This window comes from Dorea longicatena, from assembly GCF_025150085.1.
GTDB lineage: Bacteria > Bacillota > Clostridia > Lachnospirales > Lachnospiraceae > Dorea_A > Dorea_A longicatena.
Genome location: NZ_CP102280.1, coordinates 2,723,060 through 2,740,533 on the forward strand (window position 1 = coordinate 2,723,060; position 17,474 = coordinate 2,740,533).

The 17,474-nt window shown below is 42.0% G+C and carries 20 protein-coding genes and 1 pseudogene; 6 read left to right on the plus strand and 15 right to left on the minus strand.

Annotated elements, in window-relative coordinates:
* Positions 1-77: 77 nt before the first annotated feature.
* Positions 78-1,124, plus strand: coding sequence for an AraC family transcriptional regulator (locus NQ508_RS13065; protein ID WP_006428760.1), 1,047 nt, complete (start codon positions 78-80; stop codon positions 1,122-1,124).
* 102 nt (positions 1,125-1,226) lie between these two features.
* Here the strand turns inward: NQ508_RS13065 and NQ508_RS13070 are convergent.
* The 10 genes and pseudogenes from NQ508_RS13070 to NQ508_RS13115 form a co-directional block, all read right to left on the minus strand.
* Positions 1,227-1,835 (minus strand): annotated as a pseudogene (locus NQ508_RS13070) (ABC transporter permease subunit); the annotation flags it as partial.
* A 180-nt stretch (positions 1,836-2,015) separates the two neighbouring features.
* Positions 2,016-2,432 (minus strand): ATP synthase F1 subunit epsilon, encoded by a 417-nt coding sequence (atpC, locus tag NQ508_RS13075; protein WP_006428762.1) that lies wholly within the window; start codon positions 2,430-2,432, stop codon positions 2,016-2,018.
* A gap of 1 nt (position 2,433) precedes the next feature.
* Positions 2,434-3,831, minus strand: coding sequence for a F0F1 ATP synthase subunit beta (gene atpD / locus NQ508_RS13080; RefSeq protein WP_006428763.1), 1,398 nt, complete (start codon positions 3,829-3,831; stop codon positions 2,434-2,436).
* Between the two features lie 84 nt (positions 3,832-3,915).
* Entirely contained in the window at positions 3,916-4,818 is a 903-nt protein-coding gene (atpG, locus tag NQ508_RS13085) for an ATP synthase F1 subunit gamma (protein WP_006428764.1), read from the minus strand.
* 12 nt (positions 4,819-4,830) lie between these two features.
* Positions 4,831-6,351 carry a F0F1 ATP synthase subunit alpha gene (gene atpA / locus NQ508_RS13090; protein WP_006428765.1) on the minus strand — a complete coding sequence of 507 codons (1,521 nt, stop codon included), beginning with the start codon at positions 6,349-6,351 and terminating at the stop codon, positions 4,831-4,833.
* A 1-nt stretch (position 6,352) separates the two neighbouring features.
* Positions 6,353-6,892 carry an ATP synthase F1 subunit delta gene (atpH, locus tag NQ508_RS13095; protein WP_006428766.1) on the minus strand — a complete coding sequence of 180 codons (540 nt, stop codon included), beginning with the start codon at positions 6,890-6,892 and terminating at the stop codon, positions 6,353-6,355.
* Positions 6,876-7,373 (minus strand): F0F1 ATP synthase subunit B, encoded by a 498-nt coding sequence (gene atpF, locus NQ508_RS13100; protein WP_006428767.1) that lies wholly within the window; start codon positions 7,371-7,373, stop codon positions 6,876-6,878. Before atpF ends, atpH begins: the two co-directional genes overlap by 17 nt.
* A gap of 50 nt (positions 7,374-7,423) precedes the next feature.
* Complete coding sequence (atpE, locus tag NQ508_RS13105) at positions 7,424-7,651, minus strand: ATP synthase F0 subunit C (RefSeq protein WP_006428768.1); 228 nt, start codon at positions 7,649-7,651, stop codon at positions 7,424-7,426.
* Between the two features lie 64 nt (positions 7,652-7,715).
* Positions 7,716-8,420, minus strand: coding sequence for a F0F1 ATP synthase subunit A (locus NQ508_RS13110; RefSeq protein WP_006428769.1), 705 nt, complete (start codon positions 8,418-8,420; stop codon positions 7,716-7,718).
* Between the two features lie 526 nt (positions 8,421-8,946).
* Positions 8,947-9,132, minus strand: a complete 186-nt coding sequence (locus NQ508_RS13115; RefSeq protein ID WP_044920637.1) for a hypothetical protein — start codon at positions 9,130-9,132, stop codon at positions 8,947-8,949.
* Positions 9,133-9,303: 171 nt separating this feature from the next.
* On the opposite strand from NQ508_RS13115, the gene NQ508_RS13120 reads away from it, so the two are divergent.
* Positions 9,304-9,645: a helix-turn-helix domain-containing protein gene (locus NQ508_RS13120; RefSeq protein WP_006428771.1), complete on the plus strand. Its 342-nt coding sequence runs from the start codon at positions 9,304-9,306 to the stop codon at positions 9,643-9,645.
* A gap of 102 nt (positions 9,646-9,747) precedes the next feature.
* Here the strand turns inward: NQ508_RS13120 and nrdG are convergent, their stop codons facing one another.
* The 3 genes from nrdG to nrdD all read right to left on the minus strand — a co-directional run bounded on the left by nrdG (position 9,748) and on the right by nrdD (position 13,909).
* On the minus strand, positions 9,748-10,269 hold the full coding sequence (gene nrdG / locus NQ508_RS13125) for an anaerobic ribonucleoside-triphosphate reductase activating protein (protein ID WP_006428772.1): 522 nt from the start codon (positions 10,267-10,269) through the stop codon (positions 9,748-9,750).
* Between the two features lie 16 nt (positions 10,270-10,285).
* Positions 10,286-11,563 carry an L-cysteine desulfidase family protein gene (locus NQ508_RS13130; protein WP_006428773.1) on the minus strand — a complete coding sequence of 426 codons (1,278 nt, stop codon included), beginning with the start codon at positions 11,561-11,563 and terminating at the stop codon, positions 10,286-10,288.
* 156 nt (positions 11,564-11,719) lie between these two features.
* Positions 11,720-13,909 (minus strand): anaerobic ribonucleoside-triphosphate reductase, encoded by a 2,190-nt coding sequence (gene nrdD / locus NQ508_RS13135; RefSeq protein ID WP_006428774.1) that lies wholly within the window; start codon positions 13,907-13,909, stop codon positions 11,720-11,722.
* Positions 13,910-14,419: 510 nt separating this feature from the next.
* Between nrdD and rd the strand changes: the two genes are divergently transcribed.
* On the plus strand, positions 14,420-14,581 hold the full coding sequence (gene rd, locus NQ508_RS13140) for a rubredoxin (protein WP_006428775.1): 162 nt from the start codon (positions 14,420-14,422) through the stop codon (positions 14,579-14,581).
* Positions 14,582-14,591: 10 nt separating this feature from the next.
* Here rd and NQ508_RS13145 read toward each other — a convergent pair whose 3' ends face one another.
* Positions 14,592-15,260 (minus strand): Crp/Fnr family transcriptional regulator, encoded by a 669-nt coding sequence (locus NQ508_RS13145; RefSeq protein ID WP_006428776.1) that lies wholly within the window; start codon positions 15,258-15,260, stop codon positions 14,592-14,594.
* 97 nt (positions 15,261-15,357) lie between these two features.
* Between NQ508_RS13145 and NQ508_RS13150 the strand changes: the two genes are divergently transcribed.
* The 3 genes from NQ508_RS13150 (at position 15,358) to NQ508_RS13160 (ending at position 17,081) form a co-directional block, all read left to right on the plus strand.
* Positions 15,358-15,780 carry a bacteriohemerythrin gene (locus tag NQ508_RS13150; protein WP_006428777.1) on the plus strand — a complete coding sequence of 141 codons (423 nt, stop codon included), beginning with the start codon at positions 15,358-15,360 and terminating at the stop codon, positions 15,778-15,780.
* A gap of 97 nt (positions 15,781-15,877) precedes the next feature.
* Positions 15,878-16,771, plus strand: a complete 894-nt coding sequence (locus tag NQ508_RS13155; RefSeq protein ID WP_006428778.1) for a DMT family transporter — start codon at positions 15,878-15,880, stop codon at positions 16,769-16,771.
* A 151-nt stretch (positions 16,772-16,922) separates the two neighbouring features.
* Positions 16,923-17,081 (plus strand): hypothetical protein, encoded by a 159-nt coding sequence (locus NQ508_RS13160; protein WP_155116003.1) that lies wholly within the window; start codon positions 16,923-16,925, stop codon positions 17,079-17,081.
* 17 nt (positions 17,082-17,098) lie between these two features.
* Here NQ508_RS13160 and NQ508_RS13165 read toward each other — a convergent pair whose 3' ends face one another.
* On the minus strand, positions 17,099-17,452 hold the full coding sequence (locus NQ508_RS13165) for a hypothetical protein (protein WP_044920644.1): 354 nt from the start codon (positions 17,450-17,452) through the stop codon (positions 17,099-17,101).
* Between the last annotated feature and the right edge of the window lie 22 nt (positions 17,453-17,474).

Consider the following 17,474-nt stretch of genomic DNA (forward strand, 5'->3'; position numbering starts at 1 on the left):
GCACTTTTGGGAAAATAGTTACCTATTCCGACCTCTGTTATGATATAATCTAAGGAGAATCCAAGGAGGTATTTTATATGAATTTATCCGATTTTTGCCGCCGGATCACAGGACCCGATACACGGCTTCTTCCGGAAAACCATAAATTAGGCGCAAGACTTGTCTGTCCGGAATATTCCAAATCCGTTCAGGAAGTCAAGACGTATCCGTTACTCGGTCAGGACCGCAGCTTCTTATTATGCTGGAACTTCGATTCTCCCGGTAACCTGTATGCAACGATGATGCCGTCTCCGGAGAATTTCTGCTATCATTATTCCTATTCGGAAGGGAAATATACGCAGCTTCACACGCATGATTATCTGGAACTTTCCTATGTTGTGGAAGGAGAATTTCACCAACGGATATTGAATAAAGATGTAGTCTTTCAGAAAGGTGATCTCTGCCTGATCGACAAAAACTGTCTGCACCAGGACTGCCTGACAGACCAGTCTGGGGTCGTACTTTTTATCGGAATTGCCAACGATATGTTTACGGAGATCATGAATGAGAACAGTACCCCGCAGAAGATTCTTTCCTTCCTGCAGTCTGCATTGTTAAAGCAAAAGGATGTCCAGCAATTTCTGCATTTCCGACCATCCGACGGGGCAAGCGAATCTCTGGACGACAGTCTTTTGTTGCTTTTGAAAGAATCTTATTCGCCGGACAGTGGTTCCAGATATATTACAAAAGGTCTGTTATTCCGGATCTTCCGGATCTTAAGTACACAGTATGATTTTTCTCTTTCCAAAGAGCAGAAGCAGACGATGAACTGGATCGTATTCGAAGAGATTTCGGACTATATCCGGGCACATTTCAGAGATATCACCATCCAGGATCTGGTGGATGAATTCCACTATCAGGAGGATTACTTCAACCGCCTGATCAAACGAAAGACCGGACTTACCTATTCCGCTTATGTCCAGCAGATCCGGCTGGAACGTGCGGAACATCTGCTTGTGTCGACTGACAAGAGTATCGAAGAGATTGCCGATTCGGTAGGATATCATAACAAGGGATATTTCTACAAATTATTTCAGGAAAAATACGAAGAGACACCTGCAAGTTACAGACGTCATACAAGATAACGCACGCAATACAAAAAGGATTCTGCAATGCAGAATCCTTTTTTGTACATAGATTTAATTTATATATATCATATTGAGGTTTGTCAGTTTTATGTATGATCTCTAATTCTTTTTCTTCATACTTCCGATGATTGACTGTAATACAATGAAGAAGCACAGTAATGCGGAAAGTGCGATACGTACCCACCAGCTGGAAAGTGTTCCCTGTGTGGTGATAAGACTTGAGATCGTTCCTTTGATCAATACACCAAAGACTGTACCAAATGGTGTTCCTACACCACCGCTTAACAGTGTACCACCGATAACGGAAGCTGAGATCGCATCCATTTCAAGACCTTTGGCCTGCTCTACGAATCCGGAACAGCTGTTTAAGCAGAAGAGGAATCCGCCGCATCCTGCAAGCAGTCCGTCCAGAACGACAATAAAGATCAGTATTGCGATGATAACAGTCGGATATATGTATGCCGGAATGAATTTTCCACGACGGCTGTATGATCCGATTGGGAGATAAATCTTATAATTAGCCCATGCAAGGAATGTCTTATTTTTGATAGAAATCATATCAGTACTGATGATTGATGTCATACCACGTCCAAAGAACATACCTGCAAGTGATACGATGAATGGCTGGATTTCAAGATAAGATACCAGGAATCCCTGAACGATACCAAAAAGGAGTCCGATCAGAAGTGCGATGGCAACTGCCAGAAATACAAGTCCTACCGCCGCGACAACTCTTGTCCAGTTTTTTCTTCCATTCCCTGTTTCACTCATAAAAAAAGTCCTCCTATAATATGTAAACAGCTAATGGCTATTATACACTAATTATAGAAGAACTTCTTCATTACTTATATAATTTTATTTACGAAAATAGTTCGTTTTTTTGCGATTCTAAATATCCCCGCGTCTGTTTCTGGACGCTTTCAGTCGTGTCATGGCACGGGCCATAGAAGCCTGTGACAGATAATACTCCTGAATGCTCTGCTTCTGACGAAGCTGTTCTTCGGCACGTTCCTTTGCTTCCTCTGCACGCTTCACATCGATGTCTTCCGGACGCTCTGCCGTATTAACCAGTACAGAAGCACGGTTATTCACGATCTCTGCAAATCCCTTGGATACAACCGCTGTTACCCACTCACCATCAGGCTTGCGGAAACGCAGTTCTCCGATCTCCACTGCGATGACCATGTTCTCATGATGAGCCAGAATACCTTTCTCCCCGTCGATCGTCGGGATGACCAGATATTCACATTTACCATCGTAGAAGACCTTATCCGTAGATATAATTTTCAATGAAAATGTGCTCATACTAAGCCACTCCTTCTGCCTTCGCCTTAGCGATCACGTCTTCGATCGTACCTACATTGAAGAATGCATTTTCCGGATATTCATCCATCTCACCGTCGATGATCGCTTTGAATCCACGAACAGTTTCTTTCAGTGGAACATATTTTCCAGGAACACCGGTAAATGTCTCAGCTACTGAGAATGGCTGTGACAGGAATTTCTGGATCTTTCTTGCACGGGCTACTGTCATCTTATCCTCTTCGGATAATTCTTCCATACCGAGGATTGCGATGATGTCCTGTAACTCTTTGTACTTCTGCAGGATCTCCTGTACCTTACGTGCTACCTGGTAGTGCTCCTCACCTACAACTGCAGGCTCCAGGATACGGGATGTAGAATCCAGTGGATCTACGGCTGGGTAGATACCCTGCTCAACGATCTTTCTGGAAAGTACGGTTGTCGCATCCAGATGTGAGAATGTTGTTGCAGGAGCCGGGTCAGTTAAGTCATCGGCTGGTACATATACGGCCTGAACTGATGTTACAGATCCGTTCTTTGTAGAAGCGATACGTTCCTGAAGGGCACCCATTTCATTTGCCAGTGTCGGCTGATAACCTACGGCTGACGGCATACGTCCGAGAAGTGCGGATACTTCGGAACCTGCCTGTACGAAACGGAAGATATTGTCGATGAAGAGAAGCACGTTCTGATGCTCTACATCACGGAAATATTCTGCCATTGTAAGTCCTGTCTCAGCGACACGCATACGAGATCCAGGCGGCTCATTCATCTGTCCGAATACCAAGGCTGTCTTATCAAGTACGCCTGATTCTCTCATTTCTGTCCATAAGTCATTACCTTCACGGGAACGCTCTCCGACACCGGTGAAGATGGAATATCCACCATGCTCTGTTGCGATGTTATGGATCAGTTCCTGGATCAGTACGGTCTTACCTACACCGGCACCACCGAACAGACCGATCTTACCACCTTTTGCGTAAGGTGTCAGAAGGTCGATGACCTTGATTCCTGTCTCTAATACTTCGACAGCAGGGCTCTGCTCTTCAAAGCTTGGTGCTTTTCTGTGGATAACCCATTCTTCGCTGTCTTTAATTGGTTCTCCGTTATCGATTGTCTCTCCAAGTACATTGAACAGACGTCCCAGAGTCTTCTCACCTACCGGCACTTTGATACCAGCTCCGGTAGCGGTAACTTCCATTCCCTTCTGCAGACCTTCACTGGAAGCCAGCATGATACAACGTGCAATGTTGTTACCTACATGCTGGGCTACTTCCATGACGCAGCGTTTTCCGCCATTGTCTACTTCCAGAGCATCTTTGATAAATGGAAGTTCTTCTCTACTATTAAATTCTACGTCTACGACAGGTCCCATGACCTGTACGATTCTTCCTTTTGTCATATTACTGCTGCCCACTTTCTTTTTTATTATTTCGTGGTTATTATTTGTTCTGTATACAGTTCCGCCATTTGCGAACTTTGTATCTTACTTCCGTTTCTGCGCATTGGCTCCGCCGATGATCTCTGTCAATTCCTGTGTGATGTCTGCCTGACGGACACGGTTATAAGTAATATTTAATTCATTCAGCATATCTGTTGCACTGTCTGTTGCATTCTGCATTGCCTGCATTCTGGCATTATGCTCACTGCAGTAGGCCTCTACCAGGCATCCATATACGATACCGTTGATGTAGTTCGGAACAATGTTCGCCATCACACTGTGTGTAGATGGCCAGAACACCATATCTTCCTGATACAGTCCGGTTCCGACAAGAGCCGGCATATCTTCCGGAAGGAAGGTTGTCTTCTTCATAGGAAGAAGCTTCTGTTCCTCCGTCTCTGCTGTCATTGCATTGATCATACGTGTATATACGATGTGGATCTCGTCCAGATCTCCATTTCTGAACTGCTCTACCATCTCCGAAGAAATGATTCTCGATCTGTGTAATGTCGGATTCTGAACGGTGTAACGGAACTGAGTATCCATCTCAATTCCTTCCCTCTTGGCAAAGTACTGTCTTCCAGCTTCTCCAAGTACGAATAATTTGTGTTTTCCCGGTTTTTTTAACAGTTCTTCCGTTGCCTTGATCACGTTATGATTATATGCTCCTGCAAGTCCTTTATCTGCGGTGACAACGATATAGCCAATCTTTCTTTCCTCAGCCGGGATACTCTCACGGCCATCAAAGAACTGGCTGTGCATATCCGGCACATGCCGCAAAATTCTGGCGATCTCTGCCTGCATGGCATAGAAGAAAGGTTCTGTGTCAGCAAGCTTTTTCTTGGCCTGTTTCATCTTCGAAGAAGAGATCAGATACATGGCATTTGTTATCTTTCTCGTCTCTTCGATGCTGGCCATTCTTTCCTTAATCTCTTTTGCATTTGCCATAGCTACACCCGCTTATCTTCTTTCCTTGAATTCCTTTGCTGCTGCAAGAATCTGCTCTTTCAGTTCATCATCCAGAACTTTCTTCTCATCGATCGCTTTGCCGATTTCTTTATGTTCTCTGTCGAAGAATGCAAGCATATCCATCTGGAATTCTTTGATCTTCTTTGTGTCAATATCAAGCATCAGTTTATTAGTAGCGACACAAAGTGTGATAACCTGCTCATGAAGACTTAACGGACGTCCCAGAGGCTGTTTCAAAAGTTCTGTCAGACAACTTCCGTATTTCAGCTGATTCTTTGTTGCCTCGTCAAGGTCTGAACTGAACTGGGTAAATGATTCCATCTCTCGTGCCTGTGCCAGGTCGATACGAACACTACCACTGGCTTTCTTCATAGCCTTTGTCTGTGCAGCTCCACCTACACGGGATACAGAAAGACCAACGTTAACGGCCGGACGCATACCGGCATTGAACAGGTCACTCTCCAGGAAGATCTGTCCGTCTGTGATGGAGATAACGTTGGTAGGAATGTATGCAGATACATCTCCTGCCTGTGTCTCAATGATCGGAAGTGCTGTGATAGAACCACCGCCTGCTTCCTCGCTTAATCGGCTGCTTCGTTCAAGCAGTCTTGAATGTAAGTAGAATACATCACCAGGATAAGCTTCTCGTCCAGGTGAACGTCCAAGTAACAGAGAAATGGCACGGTAAGCTACCGCATGTTTGGAAAGATCATCATATACGATCAATACATCTTTTCCCTGATACATGAAATACTCTGCAAGTGCTGTTGCTGAATAAGGTACGATATACTGAAGCGGTGCACACTCACTGGCTGTTGAGCAGAATACCGTGGTGTAATCCAGTGCATCATGTGCTTTTAAGTCATTTACAAGTCTTGCTACGGTTGATGCTTTCTGTCCGATGGCTACATAGATACAGATGACATCTTTTCCCTTCTGGTTGATGATCGTATCGGTTGCAATGGATGTCTTACCTGTCTGTCTGTCACCGATGATCAACTCTCTCTGTCCACGTCCGATTGGGAACATGGAATCGATTGAAAGGATACCTGTCTCAAGCGGAACGCTTACCGACTTACGGTCAACGATTCCCGGTGCCTCATTCTCTACCGGACGATATCCGTCGGCTTTGATCTCACCTTTTCCGTCGATTGGTGCTCCAAGAGCATCTACGATTCTTCCGATATAGCCTTCACCTACCGGAATACCTGCTTTTTTACCTGTACGGCACACTTTTGTGCCCTGTTTGATCTCTGAATCATCTCCGAACAGGATACAGCTGATCTCATTTTCCTTGATATCCTGTACCATACCCTTAAGACCAGTCTCCAATGTGACGATCTCGCCATACATTGCGTGGTCGATTCCGTATACGGAGGCGATTCCATCACCAACAGAGATAACGGTACCAACTTCCTGATCTCTGCTTATTACATCATAATTCTTTATCTCTTCTTTTAATATAGAGATAATTTCATCTGAGCTGATTGCACTCAATTCCTTCACCTCCATGTTAATTCGTTAATTTCCGCTCTAAGCGGTTCAGACGGCCCTGCACACTGTAGTCATATTCTTTTCCGTCAACCTGCAGGATGAATCCGCCGATCAGTGCCTTGTCTTCTGCCATAACCCATTTGATGTCTCCGGCACCGTATTTCTTCTTGATAAAGTCACCCATCTGTTTCTTTTGTTCTTCACTTGGAAGCGCTGTATAACGAAGATAGACTGTCTTAACTCCTGCTGCCTGATTCTGTAATTCTTCGTATGCCGCAAAGATCTGTTCTGCGATCGTCATCTTTTCATGATCGCAGACAACCTTCAGAAATGTTCTCATTTCTTCTGAAAATACTTTATCAATGATATTGTGTTTTGTCTCTTTTGTGATCACTGGATTAACCAGTGCTGCTTTCAATTCCTGTGATTTTTCGAAAATATTCCCTGCCTCCAGGACAGCTTCTTTCGAAATACCAAGTTCATTCAGAACTTTCGCATACCGGAGGGCTGCCACCTGGCAGAATACCGGCTCTGCTTCTTTTCTATTCTTCGCTGTCATGGGAATCACCTGCATCTTTCAAAAACTGGTCATATGCATTCACGCCGCTTATGTTGTCAGCATTCTCAAGTAATATCTTCTTCGCAGCATCCATTGCCAGCCCTGCAACCTGTGCCTTCATATCATCAAAGGCCTGTTCTCTTTCCTGATTCAGGCTTTCTCTTGCTGTCTTCATAACCTTGTCTGCCTTTTCGTTAGCCTCGTTCAGGATCTGGTTGTATTCCTGTTTTGCATCCAGTTTCGCCTGTTCGATCATCTTTGTGGATTCTTCTTTTGCTCCATTCAGTGCATCTTCATACTGTTTCTTCAGAGCATGGGCTTTGTCCTGCTCTTCATTCGCGTGGCTGATTCCGTCTGCAATCATCTTTTCCCGCTTTTCCATAATGTCCATGACCGGGCGAAACAGGAATTTTCTGAGAATCAGATACAGAACGATCAGGTTGATGATCGTCAGTACCAGATTAAAATCTATTCTCAGCATATATCTCTACCTGCCTTTCCCTTCTTTTAATCTGTTATCGTCAGCAAACATTATTTCAAAAGAAGGACGATCAGAAGTGCGATAATGAAACCGTAAATAGCGGTTGCCTCTGCAAGTGCACAACCAAGGATCAGGGAAGTTCTGATCTTTCCGTCTGCTTCCGGCTGTCTTGCGATAGCATCTACTGCTTTGCTTGTTGCGATTCCGATACCAACACCGGCTCCGATACCTGTAAGTACTGCGATACCTGCTCCAATTGCGATAATTGTTCCACTCATAATTTGTTCTCCTTTTCTTGTCTTAAGTTTTCTTATACTAAATGTTGTAAATGTCTGATTCGTCTTATTCCATCTCTTCTGTCATAAATAATGCAGTTAAGAATACGAATACATATGCCTGTAATAATCCGTCAAATATATCAAAATAAAAACTAAACGGTATCGGCACGATTAACGGAACGACCTCTTTGATCAGTTCCATGACTACAAATCCGCCTAACATATTACCAAACAGTCGCATACAAAGCGACAGCGGACGGATCACGATCTCCAGTATCATGATTGGTGCTACGATCGGCACTGGCTTTGCAAAATGTTTGCACCAGTGAACCAGACCATTTCTATGGATACCGGACCACTCGATCACGAACATACTCATAACGGCAAGTGCGATTGTTACGTTCATGTCCTTTGTCGGAGGCTTGAATCCTAACAGTCCGATGACATTTGATATTGCCAGATAAAGTGCAACCGTCATCAGATATGGAATATAGCCCTTGTTTTCTTTTCCTATAATACCTTCAAAGAAATCCTGTGCCCAGCCGATCACTGATTCCAGCATAAGCTGTACCTTTCCCGGTTTCTCTATACTTAGATTCCTTACGAATACTATACTGAGAATAGTAAGAACCGCCATGATGATCCAAGTTACAACAACACCTTCGTCAACAGCGATTCCTCCAAATACCGGGATCGTAAATACGGTTTCACAGTTAAGTTCTTTAACAAGGCTTTCAACAAGCTTTTCCGTACTATCCCCTTCCTTCATAATTTTTTTGCTAGTTTACAGCCATTTTTTGAAAATGTCAATCATTTTGTCTAATGGTCATTTTGCTTAATTTTTTATTATTTTTTTGTGTATTTTTACTTTTATTTATTTTAATTTTTCCGTTTTTCTCATCAAATTTCCACGTCAAAATGGTAGTTCCAATCTTCGTCCTTTTTTTCACAAGGAAAATGCACAATTTTTATTTTTCATTTCCTGTCTTTTTCTACAAAACGATATTTTTCTTCAATTTTCTTCTTGATAAAATGTCCTCATTGTCTCATCTCCAAAAAACGACATTTTATATTAATTGTATATTGCATTCTCCGTAAATAGCGGCTCTTTATGCACCTATAGTATAGAAAACCTGCTACCTGCCACTTCTTTTGAACACATAGCAACAAAAAAGGAGTGTAACAACTTTTTTTAGCCGTTACACTCCTTTTTTCGTTATTTAATTTTGTATCTCAATTTTATATGTATCATCATTCAAAATTGATATATCCGTTCTCTTTGGTATTTTATTCTTTTAATCGGCGATGATCCGGTACTGCAGATTCTCATATAAAAGCTTATTCCCTTCCATGATATCTCCCGGCAACAATGCTCTTGCCACCGTCTTGGTTTCTTCCGGATCATGCTTAAGTGCATCGACACGTCTGAGTTCTGCGTAATCACCATCAATCTTCTCGACTACATAAATACATGTTAACATAATTTTGCCTCCTTTTTTCTGTCTTATCATCCTGTCTTTTGTATAAGTTGGTTTAATTATACTATCTTTAATTCAAAAAGTAAATTTTTCTGTATTGATTATTGCTAAGATTTATAATAATATATACTTATATAAATTCGTTATACATTACATATTAAAAGGAGCCTTGCAATGAACGAAGTGGATTTTTCAAAAGTGGGATTAAAAATGAAACAATTAAGGAGTGAGCGTGGAATCACTCAGGAACAGGTTGCCAAAGATCTGAACTGTACTGTTCCTTTCGTCAGTAATGTCGAAAACAATCGAGCAAAGCTTAATTTAAGAGTTCTTCTTTATTACTCTAAGCTCTGCAACGTATCCGTGGATACTATTCTGGATGCCGGAAGAGATATTCCTCCTCTGGATGAGAAAGAGCATCAGTTAAATGATGAGATGCTGAATGTATTCCGTGGTTTTTCTGTAACAGAAAAAGAAAAGATCATCAAGATGTTACGCATCTGGCAGGAGAAATAATCTCCTGCCCTTTTTATACCCAAGTATGCAAGAGGACCTGCCAGCGGCCAAAGCATCCGTAATGAGCTGCCAATGGCAGGTCCTGTAGATTTCTATATTTTGTTAAAAATCCTTAAGCACAACCGTTCCCTGATTCCGGCTTTCCTGTACATCAATGATTCTCTGATTCTGGCTTCCTCTGAACACCAGTGTTACATCTTTTAATTCTTCCTTGAATTCTCCGTCTACCAGTACATCAATATACGACAGCATCTCCTCTGTCACATCTGTATGGACACATCCTCCCGGAACCATATCACGGTCAAAAAGATACCCACTGTAACACCAGATATCTTTCTGCGGATAAGTTTCTCTTATCTTCTTAAGGAGCTTTACCAGTTCCAGCTGGTTCTCCGGTTCGAACGGTTCACCACCCAGAAGCGTAAATCCCTGGACAAAACCAGCCCCCAGCAATCTTAATATTTCTGCTTCTGTCTCTTCTGTATAGTGCTGGCCGAATCCGAAATCCCATGTCTCTGCATTAAAGCAGCCTTTGCAGTGATGTCTGCAGCCTGATACGAACAAACTGACTCTTACGCCGGGTCCGTCTGCAATATCACACTCTTTGATATTTCCGTAATTCATAATCTGTATACTCTCCCTAGTCACTGATCATCATCTTGATGATCTCTTCATTAGTCTCTTTCATACCATCTTTTCCGAGACGACCAATATTCTGGATCGTTGCCTCTACTCCTTTTGTAACGATTCCGTCACCGGCATAGAACTGCTGCCCTCTTAAATACATATTATATCCAAGAATCCCGGCATCTACAGATGAAGCGATTTTCGCAGCACAGGATGCTTTTGCACCATCACATACCATACCGGATACAATTGCCAGAGCATTTACCACTGTATGGATCACTTCTTCATAACCACCGCCACAAAGATATGCTATTCCGGCTCCGGCTGCCGCACCCGCACTTACTGCACCACAATATGCCGACAGTCGCCCGATTCCCGTCTTCTGGTGGATTGCGACCAGATTCGAAAGAACCAGTGCGCGGTATGTCTTTTCCTCTCCGGATTGTAATTCATCTGCATATTCCAGAACCGGAAGAGAACAGGTCATTCCCTGATTACCGCTTCCCGCATTGATCACAACCGGAAGCTCACATCCGTTCATACGCGCATCGGAACCTGCCGCCGCACGTGCTTTTGCTCTGGTACGTACATCGTTTCCATAAGTATCCAGAAGAACACTTCCGATGTTTGCTCCGTAATTTCCTTTCAATCCTTCATCCGCAATTGCAGAATTATATTCTATCTGACGTCCGATCACTTCCCGGATATCTTCTATGTCCACTGTATTTGCAAAATCCCAGATAGATTTCATATCCAGAAGACTTCTGTCTGTCAGTCCTTCTTCGCTTTCTCCTGCGACCGGTACATTAAGCAGGATCTCTCCATTCTTTTCTATTCTTACAATATTCGTATGATAGTTGGCAATTCTTACTTTTGCCTTATCTTCCCCGTGAAATACCTCCACAATAATATCAAATACACATCCGTTATTGATATGTTCTACCGTAATCTCTGTATGTTCAAGAAATTCTGCGATTTCTTTTGTCTCTTCTTCTGTTACCTCGGAGATAACTTCCAGTTCTTTTTCTGCGTTTCCTGCAACAATCCCCGCTGCTGCTGCCGCCGGTATTCCTTTTAAATGATTTGTATTCGGCACAATTACACTCTTTACATTCTTAATGATACTTCCGCTTGCTCCGATACAGACTCTGTCCGGCAGACATCCCAGTACTTCTCTTGCCTTTGCAGCCGCATAAGCCAGCGCGATCGGTTCCGTACACCCCATTGCAGGAATCAGCTCTTCATTTAAAATCTGAACATATGCCTGATACTTTTCATTATCTTTTGTCATTTTTTAATCCTCCTGTCGACATTTTCTTTTCCCCATATTTTTTTATTATAACGCATGCCCTTTTGAAAAGCTATCTTTATACGATATAAAAAGGCCTTTCAAAAAGCTTTCTCACTTCTTAAAAGGCCTTTTTTACTGTCTTTATATCTTGCAGTTTTACAAATGCAATACTCTGTCCTTAATCTCCTGCGTACGTCCTTGATTCCAGAACTGTGTTCCGATATATCCGCAGGTTCTTCTTGCCACAAATAACTTATCCTGATCCTGATTACCACAGTTCGGGCATTCCCAGATCAGCTTTCCATTCTCATCTTCTTTAATCTGGATCTCTCCGTCATATCCACAGCATTCACAGTAATCACTCTTTGTATTCAGCTCTGCATACATAATGTTATTGTAAATATACTGCATAACAGAAAGTACTGCCGGAATATTGTTCTGCATATTCGGTACTTCGATGTAACTGATTGCTCCACCCGGTGAAAGCTTCTGGAAATCGGCTTCGAATTTCAGTTTCTTGAATGCATCAATCTTCTCTGATACATGTACATGATAGCTGTTCGTAATATAATTCTTATCTGTTACACCCTTGATGATTCCAAAACGCTTCTGCAGACATTTTGCAAATTTGTATGTGGTAGATTCCATCGGTGTTCCGTATACAGAATAGCTGATATTCTCTGCTTTTTTCCACTCTTCACATTTATCATTTAACTTCTGCATTACCTGCATTGCAAATGGTCTTGCTGCGGGATCGGTATGTGATTTGCCAAGCATACGTACACACATCTCATAAAGTCCTGCATATCCAAGCGAAATAGTGGAGTAACCATTAAATAATAATTTATCGATCGTCTCACCCTTCTTCAGTCTTGCAAGTGCACCGTTCTGCCACAGAATCGGAGCAACATCGGAAACCGTTCCCAGGAGACGTTCATGTCTGCATCTCAGTGCTCTGTGACATAATTCCAGACGCTCATCCAGGATCTTCCAGAATTTCTCCATATCTCCTTCTGATGAACATGCAACATCAACTAAGTTGATCGTTACAACTCCCTGGTTAAAACGTCCATAGAACTTATGGCTTCCGTCCGGATTTCTCTGGCTGTCTTCTACCGTCAGGAACGAACGGCATCCCATACAAGGATATACTTCTCCATTCTTCATCTCTTTCATAATCTTGGCAGAGATGTAGTCCGGTACCATACGTTTTGCGGTACATTTTGCTGCCAGTTCTGTCAGATGCCAGTATTTGGAATCTTCTGTAATATTATCCTCATCCAGTACATAGATCAGTTTCGGGAATGCCGGTGTGATCCATACACCTTTTTCATTCTTTACTCCCTGCATTCTCTGAATCATCACTTCTTCAATGATCATAGCCAGGTCATCACGGGTTCTGCCTTCTTCTACCTCATCCAGATACATGAACATCGTCACAAATGGTGCCTGACCGTTACATGTCATTAATGTGATAAGCTGATACTGAATTGTCTGGATACCACTCTTTACTTCTTCTCTTAAACGGCGCTCTGTCACCTTATTGATAATTGTCTCATCTAAAGCTTCTCCGCATTCTTCACGCTCTGCGATTACATTTCTGCGGATCTTCTTACGGCTGATATCGACAAACGGTGCCAGATGTGCCAGTGTAAATGACTGTCCGCCGTACTGGTTACTTGCTACCTGTGCAACGATCTGTGTCGTTACATTACATGCTGTAAAGAAGCTGTGCGGCTTCTCGATCATGGTCTCACTAATGACAGTTCCATTCTGAAGCATATCCTGAAGATTGATCAGGTCACAGTTATGCTCTTTCTGTGCGAAATAGTCGGAATCATGGAAATGAATGATTCCCGCTTCATGCGCACGTACAACCTCTTCTGGAAGAAGGACACGTCTTGACAAGTCCTTACTTACTTCTCCGGCCATATAATCACGCTGTGTAGAGTTGATCACAGGATTCTTGTTAGAGTTCTCCTGATTCACCTCTTCATTCATATGATCCAGAAGTGCAAGAATTCCGTTATCTGTTGTATTCGTCTTTCTCATCAGTTCTCTTTTATAACGATAGCGCACATATTTCTGTGCGACTTCATAGCCGCGCAGTTCCATAATTCCAGTCTCTACCATATCCTGTATATCTTCTACATTGACAGCATGAGTGGATTCCTCAATTTTCTTTGCAACGTTGTCCGCCACTGCCATAATCTGATATTCATTCATCCGATGCAGTTTATCGACGTCCTTGTTTGCACCTTTGATCGCATTAATGATCTTCTCCAGGTCGAAGGCTACCTCTTCGCCGTTTCTCTTAATTACGTTCGTCTTTATTTCTGCGTTCATGTTTATCCCTCTCTTGTTTTTATTGCCGATGTAGTATGTGCTCACCCTCAAATACTACTAAATATTGTTTTTTTAACATCATTTCCGCACAAGATATTGTGCAAGTAATATGATACTCTATAACAGGCGAAAATGAAAGAGGTAATTTTGTTAAAATAAATGTTTGAAATGTGGTCTAAATTTTGGTGATATTTTTTTACGAAATCTGTTGCATTTTTAATTTTGTGACGGGTAAAGTGTGGCACATAGTTAAGAATACTTAAGACGCATTCCCTGTATTGATTTTTGCATTCAAAGATACTGATAATATGAAGTTGTTGTGCCGATATTTCTTCATTTATAAAATTAATCTCTGTCAATCTTAATCCATATAACAAATTATCATTTTTTGTTGTTTCGTAACATTTGTTACAAACCATTTCCTATAAAAGCTATATACTCTAATCACAACATAAGTTGTACAACACCAGTTAACACCAACTAAGTTTTAATAAAAAGGAGATTTTAATTATGAAAAAATATGTATGTGAACCATGTGGCTACGAATATGACCCAGCTGTAGGAGACCCGGATAACGGAATCGCACCGGGCACAGCCTTTGAAGATATTCCGGATGACTGGGTATGTCCAATCTGTGGATTAGGAAAAGAGGTATTTGTTGCAGAAGATTAATTACTATTGATTACTCTTCTTCCTGCAGCCTTTCATAATCCGTGATCTCAATTACCTTACGGCCTACAAGACGGATGATACCTTCATCCTGTAAAGTAAGCAGCATACGCGACAGAGATGGTCTTGTAGTATTCAGATATACTGCCAGATCTTCCCTGTTCATATGCAGACGAACCCGGTAGTCCGGATCACAGTTTTCCAACAGGTACGCCGCTACACGCTGACGTAAGTTTCCACTGGTAAGAACCTCTATCTGACGGTTACATTTCTCTGCTTTTTCCGCAAAAAGCTGAAGCATATTGAACACAACCTTACTGTGATGTACACAATTTCTTTCGCATCTTCCGCCAAAGAAATTCTGTGAAACCTCCAGAACCGACACTTCACTTTTTGCTTTTGCATAACCGGAGTAAGCAGACTGGCGCAGAAATAGTTCTACTTCGCCAAACTCCTCACCCACCGTAACATAACTGCTTCGAGTAATCTTGCCATTCAGGTTGATACTGCCAAGCTCAACCATTCCTTCCAATATGAAATATAATTTTAACGGTGCATCACCCTGGCGGAAAATATAGGTACCTTTCGGATATTTCTTTACTACAGCCTGTGAACAGACAAGACTTTTTTCCAGTTCTTCTTCTGTCAGGTTCTGAAATATCTGTAACTGTTGTAACTTCATAATCCAATCCTTTTCTCTGCTGATAACAATTTCTATGATTCATTATAGACTATGCGAGACTGGGATTCAATGCGTATCAAAGACAGGAGGTTTCTCTATGAATATTACATTTGACGATAACTTAATTACAGGCAACAAGACCATCGATTCCCAGCATCAGGAACTGATTGACCGCATCCGGCAGTTCGTTGCAGCATGCGAATCCAGTGACAGTAAGATCAAAGCAATCAAAATGTTAGATTATCTTGATGAATATACGAATTTCCATTTTCAGGAAGAAGAAGATCTGCAGAAAAAAGTATCTTACCCGGAACTTGCCGCACATCATGCCAAACATGAAGAATTCAAGAAATCCATTCAGGAATTATATGATTATCTTAATGAAAACGAAGGACCTGATGATCAGTTTATCGAACAGGTAAAGCGCAATGTCGTAGACTGGCTGTTCCAGCATATCAAGACTTTTGACCGGTCTGTAGCAGAATATATTCATTTGAAAGATAATTCTGATCGATTATAGTGATTCATAAAAATGCACAAAACGGACATGTTCTCATAACAATGTCCGTTTTTGTGATATACTTAATTTATTATATTTACAAAGGATTGGGGTACTTATGAATCAGAAACTTACCAAATACGCCTGGTTACTGCCATTTTTCTCCGGCATCTGCTGGGGTGCTGCCGGAATCTTTGTCCGTACACTGGAACACGATGGGCTCGACAACTTTTCCATCATTAGTTTCCGGATGTTGCTTGCAGCTCTGATCACTGGCATATGGATTCTATTCTATAACCGACATTTATTTTATGTACATCGGCGTGACTTCTGGCTTTTTATCGGAAGCGGCATGATCGGCATGACCGCCCTCAGTGTCTTTTATAATATTTCCGTTACGAAAGGATCTCTTGCACTTTCTGCCGTGTTACTTGCCATGTCTCCAGTCTTTGTTCTGTTTCTGGCTGCTATATTCTTCCATGAACCAGTAACCAGACACAAACTGACCTGTGTAACACTCGCACTCATTGGCTGTGTACTGGTAAGCGGAGTACTGGAAAGCAATGGACTTTCCTGGAGCATAACAGGAATTCTCTGCGGAATTCTGGCAAGCTTTTTCTATGCTGTATATGGAATCATAAGCAAAAAAGTCACACAAAAAGGATATCATTTCCTGACGATTACTTTTTACGGCACACTCTTTTCCGGCATGACAATGCTGCCTTTCAGTAATATACACTCTTTAAGCGGTATGATTGTCTCAGGGCAAAGGACCACCTTTTTTATCCTGGTTATTCATGCGCTGGTATCATCCGTCCTGCCTTATGCACTATATTCTTTATCCATGCGCTATATGGAGGCCGGCAAGGCATCGATTCTCGCTTCCAGCGAACCTGCCGCCGCCATGTTATTCGGAGCGGTACTCTATGCCGAAACACCAGGTATTCTTTCCATCTGTGGACTTTGTTTTACAATTACTGCTGTAATATTATTAAATTATGAAAGGAATTGAACATATGGTACACCCGAACGACAATGCTATTGCCTATATGAATAAACGCGGATTCCGCAACATCATACTTTCCATCGAAACAATCACCAGTTGATGTGCCCCTCCGCGTCTGGAGATATCGGTAGGATTTACCGATAAAGAAAAAGAGGACATGCTCGCACAGGGGTATGTCTGCGAGACCAGTCCTCTTGGAAATGTCTATTATCTGCCTGATGGGGTTACTGTAACCGGGGATATCAGCATCAATTATATGGAATATCCCTGGATTACATGCTTTGAGGTAAGCGGTCTGGCTGTTTCACGTTCCTGAGACAGCCAGGCTATGTATTACTCTTTTGCTTCCTCCATTTTTTGTATTTCTTGTTCTGATTGTTTTATCTGTTCATCCAACTGTCTTATCTGCCTATCGCTTTCTTTTATCTGTTCATCCAACTGTCCTATCTGCCTATCACTTTCTTTTATCTGTTCATCCAGTTGTCTTATTTGCTTATCACTTTCTTTTATTTGTTTATTCCGTTGTCTTATCTGTTCATCCAGTTGTCTTGACTGCTCATCTTTCTGTTTTATCTGCTCATCTAGTTGTTTTATCTGCTCATCTTTCTCTTCTATCTGCCTCCGCATATCTTCAATCATGAATTCTACTGTATTTCGATCTAATTCTAACAATTCTTCCGAAAACATCTACATCACCTCTTTCAACTGA